This is a genomic window from Pontibacterium sp. (genome assembly GCF_964228735.1).
Taxonomy (GTDB): domain Bacteria; phylum Pseudomonadota; class Gammaproteobacteria; order Pseudomonadales; family Balneatricaceae; genus Pontibacterium.
In genome coordinates this window covers 1-7329 of record NZ_CAXRBQ010000041.1, presented here as the reverse complement: position 1 = coordinate 7329, position 7329 = coordinate 1, and the positions used below count along the sequence as shown (strand labels likewise).

Here is a 7329-nt window from a genome sequence, read left to right as displayed (position 1 = left end):
GTGCGCTTTTGATTCGTTTACGCCACAAGTCGTTCATGGCGGTGCGATCCTGCATCCAAGCGGATTCAGAGCGGTCTGCTTCCAGTGTTTCATCGCGCTCAAAATTAAAAGCGAAACCGTTTTCCAGCAGATCAAGCGCGTAGGTCAGGCGCTCGCGGTTGCGGGCCTGGTAGGTGTTGAAAATCTCGTATGCGGCGGTCAGATCACCGTCGAGCAGATCATCGTCCAGTTGGGTGCGAAAACGCTGGAAACTGTCGACATCGCTAGCATAAAAATAGCTGCGAGACGGGTCCAGGTCATCCAGATACTTGTCCAGTAGCTTGCTAGACAGGGCATCGTCGACGGTCATCTGTTTATAGTGACCAAGCTTAAGGGACTCCATGATCTCGACGATGGTGTTCTTGTGGTCCGGTTCGGCTCGCAGTGGACCCTCGGTCAGTGCCGATGCGGTATAGAAAGGAACAAGAGCAGAGAAACTTACGGCTGCTATAAGCCTGGAGAGCGTTTTACGCATCATACTGTAGATACACCCGATACACCGGTTACATTGTTGTTCTGTATGACATGAGTAAACAGAGCTGAGTTCCATCACGATTTTAAGGGATATTTCTCAGCAAACGAGCAACACGGCATTGTTCGTAGAATCTCAAATCATTCCTGAGTTTAGACATGGGGCCAGCTGTTGTAAAATCAAGCAGTTATTAGGACGGATTCCGTTGTTAGGTTTGTGAATATGAAAAGACTGTTCGGCTTGGTTCTGGTGTCTGCGCTGCTGGTGACGGGGTGTAGCGAGAGTGAAGAAGAGAAGCGCTTCCGTGCGGAGCTGATCGATAAGGCGCTAAACGACGAAACCCGCAAGCAGGGTGAAGCGTTTCTGGCAGAGAATGCCAAGCGCGAAGGTGTAAGCACAATGCCGTCGGGCGTGCAGTACGAGATCGTACAGGCCGGTACCGGTCGTTCTCCACGTATGCAGGATACCGTTGTGGTGAACTACGAAGGTAAGCGGGTTGATGATGTGGTATTTGATAGCTCCTACAAACGGGGCAAGCCATCTGAGTTTCCGTTGAAGAGTGTGATTCGCGGCTGGAAAGAAGCACTGCCTAAAATGAAGGAAGGTGGTATCTGGAATATCTACGTGCCGGCCGACCTGGCCTACGGTGCGACCAGTCCAAATCCAACTATCCCGGCAAACTCAGCGCTGATCTTTAAGATTGAGTTGCTGGAAATTAAAGAACCTGTTGCGGAGTAATGTGATGAGTCAGGCGCAATTTAATGAGTCGTTGGTAGAGTTTCTGTCTGAATCCACCACGCCGTTTCATGCGGTAAAAGCGATGGAGAGCCGTCTTTCAGCTGCAGGCTTCAAAGCATTGCAGGAAGGTGACAGCTGGAGTGTAGAAGCAGGTGGTCGTTACTACGTGGTGCGTAATGGTTCTTCCATTATTGCCTGGGTGATGCCTAAGGGGGCTGCTGAGGAGAGTGGCTTCCGTATGGGGGGGGCGCACACCGCCTCCCCATGCCTGAAAGTGAAACCAACACCAGAGATGCACAATAACGGCTACTTCCAGTTGGGTGTAGAAGTTTATGGCGGAGTGTTGCTGAACCCTTGGTTTGACCGTGATCTGTCGATTGCGGGCCGTGTGAGCTACCGTACCCAGGGTGGTGAACTGGCGGATGCACTGATCGACTTCAAAAAGGCGGTGGCGATTATTCCGAGCTTGGCGATCCACTTGGACCGCGAAGCCAACAAAGAGCGCAGCATCAATGCGCAAACCTATCTGCCGCCGATTCTAGGGCAGACTGAGGAAAAACCGGACTTCCGCGAATTGCTGAAAACTCAGCTTAAAAAGGACGGTGTGAGTGATGTGGCGCAGGTGTTCGATTACGAACTGTGCTTCTACGACACCCAGAAGCCGGGTTTTGTAGGTCTGAACGATGAGTTTATTGCCTCCGCGCGACTGGATAACCTGTTGAGCTGCTTTATTGGTCTTGATGCACTGCTGAACAGCGATATGGATCAAGGGGCGCTGTTGGTCTGCAACGACCACGAAGAGGTGGGCAGCATGTCCGCTGCCGGTGCACAGGGGCCGATGTTGAAGCAGTTGCTGGAGCGAATCGTGCCAGATGCTGAAGCACGTAACCGTGCGTTGTCCCGTTCGGTGATGATCTCTGCCGATAACGCTCATGGTGTGCACCCGAACTTCTCCGACAAGCATGATGGCAACCACGGCCCGATCATCAATGACGGCGCGGTTATCAAGATCAACGCAAATCAGCGATACGCCACCAACAGTGAAACCAGCACTCTGTACCGTCATTTGGCGGAGCAGGAAGAGGTGCCGGTACAGGCGTTTGTGGTGCGCTCCGATATGGCGTGTGGTAGCACCATCGGGCCGATCACTGCCGCTGAGATTGGTGTGCGTACATTGGATATCGGTGTGCCACAGTTTGGAATGCACTCCATTCGAGAGTTGGCAGGCAGCCAGGATGCCTATAACCTGTCTCGTGTAATGCGCCGTTTCTTTGATACCGAACGCGTTTAACAACCGATCTCATACCAAAACAGCCTTCCACGGATCGGAAGGCTTCATGGCTTCAGGGAGGAATCGCCATGTTCTATCTACGTCTGTTGGTCCTGTGGACCGGTCTCTTCTTTACCTCTTTCGTATCTGCTGAAAAGCCTGAACTGCAGCTCGCTAATGTTTACGAGCGCGGGATCGACGTCTCTCAATACTGGGTGAGTGAAAAACTCGACGGTGTGCGTGGGTTTTGGGATGGCAAGCAGCTATTGACCCGTCGAGGCAACCCGATTGCAGCACCCGAATGGTTTACGGAAGTACTGCCGGATTACCCGTTAGATGCGGAGCTATGGATCGGGCGTGAACAGTTCGAGGTGGTATCCGCGATTGTCCGTCGTAAACAACCTGACAACTCAGACTGGCTAGCGGTTCGTTATATGGTCTTTGATCTGCCCGGTCACCCAGGCACCTTCACTGAGCGTGTTGAGGCGATGGAAAAGGTGGTGAACCGGATTGGTAAAGCCTGGGTGCGGATGATTCCGCAATATCGGGTGAATACGGAATCTGCGTTGATGAACGAGCTGGATCGTCTGGTGTTAGCCGGCGGTGAAGGGCTGATGCTGCATCATCAGGACGCGTTGTATCAATCTGGCCGTACCAATGCGTTGTTAAAGCTGAAGCCCTGGCAGGATGCGGAGGCACGCGTTATTGGGCATCTGCCGGGTAAAGGAAAATATGCAGGTAAGTTAGGGGCGTTGCTGGTGGAGAGGTCAGATGGTGTGCAGTTTCGTTTAGGGACCGGGTTCAGTGATGCTCAGCGCGCCGATCCTCCAGCAGTAGGGGAGTGGGTGACGTATAAGTTCACGGGATTAACCCGTTATGGGAAACCGCGCTTTGCGAGTTTTTTGCGGGTGTACCAACCGAATTGATCGGGGGGGATTTTGTAGGGCAGCCTCGTCGTCATCGAAGGTGATCAGGCTGCCGGCAACCTGAAGGTTGCCCTACATATGCTTGAACAAACACTTGTAGCAGCGGGCTCCGACCGCGACCTGCACTCACCTTAGGAAACATGTCGCCCTCGGCACCCTAAAGGGCATAAAAGCCCGCTGCTACAAACTCTCTACGCCTAATTGTTCATTCTGCGCTCAGGTAGAAGCGCCTAAACTTAAGACTGAACGATCTGGAGTTTGCAGGTGTAGTAGATGAACAAACTTCGTTACGACGATATCGCGAACATGATGCCCGTTGAGGTGTGTCGTGAGTTCGCAATCTTTGGTGCGCTATCTGATCGCGCCATCATGTATCTCTTAAACCGTGGTCAGGTTTATTCTCTCCAACCGAAAGAGGAGCTGTTTACCCTAGGAGAACGCTCGGACCGGTTTTATATTGTGCTTCAAGGCAAGGTCTCTTTCTATAAGCACTCGGAAGGTAACTGGGCGTTTTTGAGTGATTATGGCTCCGGGGAGCAGATTGGTTTTGTTGGAATGATCAGTCTTCAGCCGCGTGTTGGCTGGGCGTATGCCGAGTCAGATAGCTTGGTGCTTGAGATCAGTAGCGATCTGTTTCACGAGTTCCAGATGGAGTATCCGGAAGACTTCAGTGTGTTGATGATCAACCTGGTGCGTGAGATTAGCCGCAACCTGATTGCGGTGGGTGATATGCTGGTGGATTTGACGTCCAGTGTTCAGGACAAGATCAATACTGGATAAAAAACTCCCGCCGAAGCGGGAGTGCACAAGGATGAGCGGAGCTCATGTAAAGAGGCAATGTCACAAGTAACGTTTCCGGGCCTCTCCTTGCCCGGAGGAGTGGATCAGAATGTCATTTCTGGCACGTGATCCGGTACTACCAATTCGCCTTCGGTTTTCTCGATGATCTCTTCTACCGAAACGCCTGGTGCGCGTTCCTTCAGGTGGAACTTGCCGTCTGCAATTTCCAGGTAAGCCAGGTCTGTCAGAACCTTCTTGATGCAGCCTGCGCCAGTCAGCGGCAGGGAGCACTTAGTCAGCAGTTTGGATTCGCCGTGCTTAGATGCGTGGGTCATCAGCACGATGATGTTGTCTGCACCGGCTACCAGGTCCATTGCGCCGCCCATGCCTTTGATCAGTTTGCCTGGGATCATGTAGGACGCGATGTTGCCAGCAACGTCTACTTCGAATGCGCCCAGTACGGTCAGGTCTACGTGACCGCCACGGATCATGGCGAAAGACTCGGCGGAGGAGAAGATAGATGCGCCGGTCACAGCCGTTACAGTCTGCTTACCTGCGTTGATCATGTCCGCGTCTACTTCCTCTTCGGTTGGGAACTGACCCATACCCAGCAGACCGTTTTCAGACTGCAGCATTACTTCCATACCGTCCGGAATGTAGTTTGCTACCAGTGTTGGGATACCGATACCCAGGTTTACGTAATAACCGTCCTGCAGCTCACGAGCTACGCGCATAGCCATCTGTTCGCGGGAAAGTGCCATAGTAATAATCTCCCTTAAGCTTCGCGCACAGTGCGCTGTTCGATACGTTTTTCGAAGGTGCCCTGAATCAGGCGGTCAACGTAGATACCCGGTGTGTGGATCTGAGTTGGATCCAGCTCGCCTGGCTCAACAATCTCTTCCACTTCAACAACGGTAATCTTGCCTGCAGTCGCAGCCATTGGGTTGAAGTTCTGTGCGGTGTGGCGGTAGATCACGTTGCCGTAGCGGTCTGCTTTCCAGCCCTTAACAATCGCGAAGTCACCGGTGATGGATTCTTCCAGGATGTAGTTGCGACCGTTGAACTCACGTACGTCTTTACCTTCACCTACCAGCGTGCCGTAACCGGTTGCTGTGTAGAAAGCAGGGATGCCCGCACCGCCAGCGCGCATTTTCTCAGCCAGAGTGCCCTGTGGAGTCAGTTCAACTTCCAGCTCGCCTTCCAGCAGCTGTTTCATGAACAGCGCGTTCTCACCAACGTAAGAGGAGATCATTTTCTTAACCTGCATGTCTTCCAGCAGGACACCCAAACCGAAACCATCAACACCGCAGTTGTTGGATACGACGGTCAGGCCTTTAACACCCATTCGCTTAATCTGGGCGATGCAGCCTTCAGGAATACCACACAGACCAAAGCCACCTGCGATAACGGTCATGTCGTTATCCAGACCTGCCATCGCTTCTTCGTAGCTGTTTACCACCTTGTCAAAACCGGACATAGGGGAGAACTCCTCTTGTTTTTATTCAAGTCCAGAACCGCTGATTGATGTTCTGGAATCGTTTTTTCAATCTGTCTTACACCTAATCGAACCGCTTAATCCATACAAAGTAGCCAATCATGGTGCTGCAGTTCGATGCTTATTTAATGTCGTCTAGCATCCAATAGATGGTGGTATTTATCCAATTTAAAGAATTCAATAATTGATTTAATAAATTTATAAATGGAGGTTGGAGATAATTTGGCTCCTTGGTGCATGTGCGTAATGTGCGTATAGGTATAAACCCTAGGATGGTCGGTTGAGCCTGGGAGGCTGATTTATTGGGGCGTCGAGCGGTTTGATGCCGAAAAATGGTGATGTTGCGTTGCAGCGGGCCGGTCACGTAAAAAGACCAGCCCGTTGCAAAATTTGCAAAAAACTCGGGCAGAGAATTTTGAAAAAATGCTTTGAACAGAGGCTCAGATGGCCATTGTCGTAATGTCTCCCTCGGAGAAAAGCTTCGTATCCGTCAGTGCCTGCACCTCTTTAAGTGTCACGCCGGGCGCGAGTTCCAACAGCCGCAAACCTTTTTCATCCGGTTTCATTACCGCCAGCTCTGTCACAATCAGGTCTACCGATCGGTCAGATGTCATAGGGAGTGTCAGCTTGTCCAAGATCTTGGGTTTACCTTTAGCCGTGTGCGTCATGGCAACTATGACCTTTTTAGCGCAAGTCACCAGGTCCATTGCTCCGCCCATTCCTGGTACTCGTTCTCCCGGGATCACCCAGTTGGCCAGACGTCCATGTTTATCGACCTGCAGGCCGCCCAGTACAGTCATATCCAGATGCCCGCCTCGAATGAGACCGAATGACAACGCACTGTCGAACGCCGCAGCGCCAGGGAGAGCACCGATCATGCCGCCACCGGCATCACTCAGCGACGGGTTTTCCATGCCATCGGGAAGGCGACCAATGCCAACGATGCCATTCTCTGACTGAAAGAACACATCGTGATCGGCGGGTACATGGTTGGCGACCAGGGTAGGTAAACCGATACCCAGATTGACCAGTGTGCCTGGCTGGACTTCCTTCGCCACCCGGCGTGCAATCAGTTCTTTGGCATTCATGCGGCTACCTCCGGTTTTACAACGTAATCGACAAGCGGGCCTGGGGTATGGACATTGTCCGGTGGTATGCAGCCTGCTGGCACCAGTTCATCGGGTTGGACCATCACGGTGGCTGCCGCCATTGCCATTAATGGATTGAAGTTTTGTGCTGTAAGCCGGTACTGAAGGTTGCCGTAATAGTCACATTGCTGCGCTTTGATGAGGGCAAAATCGGCTTTCAAGGGCTTTTCAAGCAGGAAGGTTTCACCATCAATCTCAACCGTCTGTTTTCCTTCAGCGGCGAGTGTGCCTATGGCTGTGGGCGTGAGGACGCCACCCAATCCATGGCCACCACAGCGAACGCGCTCGGCGAGTGTGCCTTGTGGGGAGAGCTCGACTTTTAACTCCCCGGAAATCATCTGGCGTTGTGTCTCCGGATTAGTACCTATATGCGAAACGATAATCTCATCAACCAAGCCGGACTCGATCAGCTTACCTACTCCTACACCGGGGCGTGCCGTGTCATTGGCAATCAAAGTTGC

General features: G+C 52.3%; 8 protein-coding genes and 1 pseudogene. 4 read left to right on the top strand and 5 right to left on the bottom strand.

What is annotated here, in order from left to right:
* Positions 1-517: pseudogene (locus tag ACEQ15_RS04285) on the bottom strand (tail-specific protease); the annotation flags it as partial.
* Positions 518-733: 216 nt separating this feature from the next.
* Between ACEQ15_RS04285 and ACEQ15_RS04280 the strand changes: the two are divergent.
* The 4 genes from ACEQ15_RS04280 to ACEQ15_RS04265 all read left to right on the top strand — a co-directional run bounded on the left by ACEQ15_RS04280 (position 734) and on the right by ACEQ15_RS04265 (position 4225).
* Entirely contained in the window at positions 734-1249 is a 516-nt protein-coding gene (locus tag ACEQ15_RS04280; protein ID WP_370277821.1) for an FKBP-type peptidyl-prolyl cis-trans isomerase, read from the top strand.
* A gap of 4 nt (positions 1250-1253) precedes the next feature.
* Entirely contained in the window at positions 1254-2540 is a 1287-nt protein-coding gene (locus ACEQ15_RS04275) for a M18 family aminopeptidase (RefSeq protein WP_370277820.1), read from the top strand.
* A gap of 68 nt (positions 2541-2608) precedes the next feature.
* On the top strand, positions 2609-3445 hold the full coding sequence (locus ACEQ15_RS04270) for a DNA ligase (protein ID WP_370277819.1): 837 nt from the start codon (positions 2609-2611) through the stop codon (positions 3443-3445).
* Between the two features lie 273 nt (positions 3446-3718).
* Positions 3719-4225, top strand: coding sequence for a Crp/Fnr family transcriptional regulator (locus tag ACEQ15_RS04265; protein WP_370277818.1), 507 nt, complete (start codon positions 3719-3721; stop codon positions 4223-4225).
* 104 nt (positions 4226-4329) lie between these two features.
* On the opposite strand, the gene ACEQ15_RS04260 is transcribed toward ACEQ15_RS04265, so the two are convergent.
* The 4 genes from ACEQ15_RS04260 to ACEQ15_RS04245 form a co-directional block, all read right to left on the bottom strand.
* A complete protein-coding gene (locus tag ACEQ15_RS04260; protein WP_370277817.1) occupies positions 4330-4986 on the bottom strand; it encodes a CoA transferase subunit B in 657 nt (218 codons plus the stop codon).
* Positions 4987-5000: 14 nt separating this feature from the next.
* Positions 5001-5702: a CoA transferase subunit A gene (locus ACEQ15_RS04255; protein ID WP_370277816.1), complete on the bottom strand. Its 702-nt coding sequence runs from the start codon at positions 5700-5702 to the stop codon at positions 5001-5003.
* A gap of 458 nt (positions 5703-6160) precedes the next feature.
* Positions 6161-6808 carry a 3-oxoacid CoA-transferase subunit B gene (locus tag ACEQ15_RS04250; RefSeq protein ID WP_370277815.1) on the bottom strand — a complete coding sequence of 216 codons (648 nt, stop codon included), beginning with the start codon at positions 6806-6808 and terminating at the stop codon, positions 6161-6163.
* Positions 6805-7329 (bottom strand): 3-oxoacid CoA-transferase subunit A (locus tag ACEQ15_RS04245; protein WP_370277814.1); only part of this gene is annotated, 525 nt, incomplete at its 5' end. The genes ACEQ15_RS04250 and ACEQ15_RS04245, both read right to left, overlap by 4 nt.

Bases quoted from the DNA above. Each gene is read 5' to 3' on its own strand.
- ACEQ15_RS04280 (WP_370277821.1), top strand. From the start codon at position 734: ATGAAAAGACTGTTCGGCTTGGTTCTGGTGTCTGCGCTGCTGGTGACG.
- ACEQ15_RS04275 (WP_370277820.1), top strand. From the start codon at position 1,254: ATGAGTCAGGCGCAATTTAATGAGTCGTTGGTAGAGTTTCTGTCTGAA.
- ACEQ15_RS04270 (WP_370277819.1), top strand. From the start codon at position 2,609: ATGTTCTATCTACGTCTGTTGGTCCTGTGGACCGGTCTCTTCTTTACC.
- ACEQ15_RS04265 (WP_370277818.1), top strand. From the start codon at position 3,719: ATGAACAAACTTCGTTACGACGATATCGCGAACATGATGCCCGTTGAG.
- ACEQ15_RS04260 (WP_370277817.1), bottom strand. From the start codon at position 4,986: ATGGCACTTTCCCGCGAACAGATGGCTATGCGCGTAGCTCGTGAGCTG.
- ACEQ15_RS04255 (WP_370277816.1), bottom strand. From the start codon at position 5,702: ATGTCCGGTTTTGACAAGGTGGTAAACAGCTACGAAGAAGCGATGGCA.
- ACEQ15_RS04250 (WP_370277815.1), bottom strand. From the start codon at position 6,808: ATGAATGCCAAAGAACTGATTGCACGCCGGGTGGCGAAGGAAGTCCAG.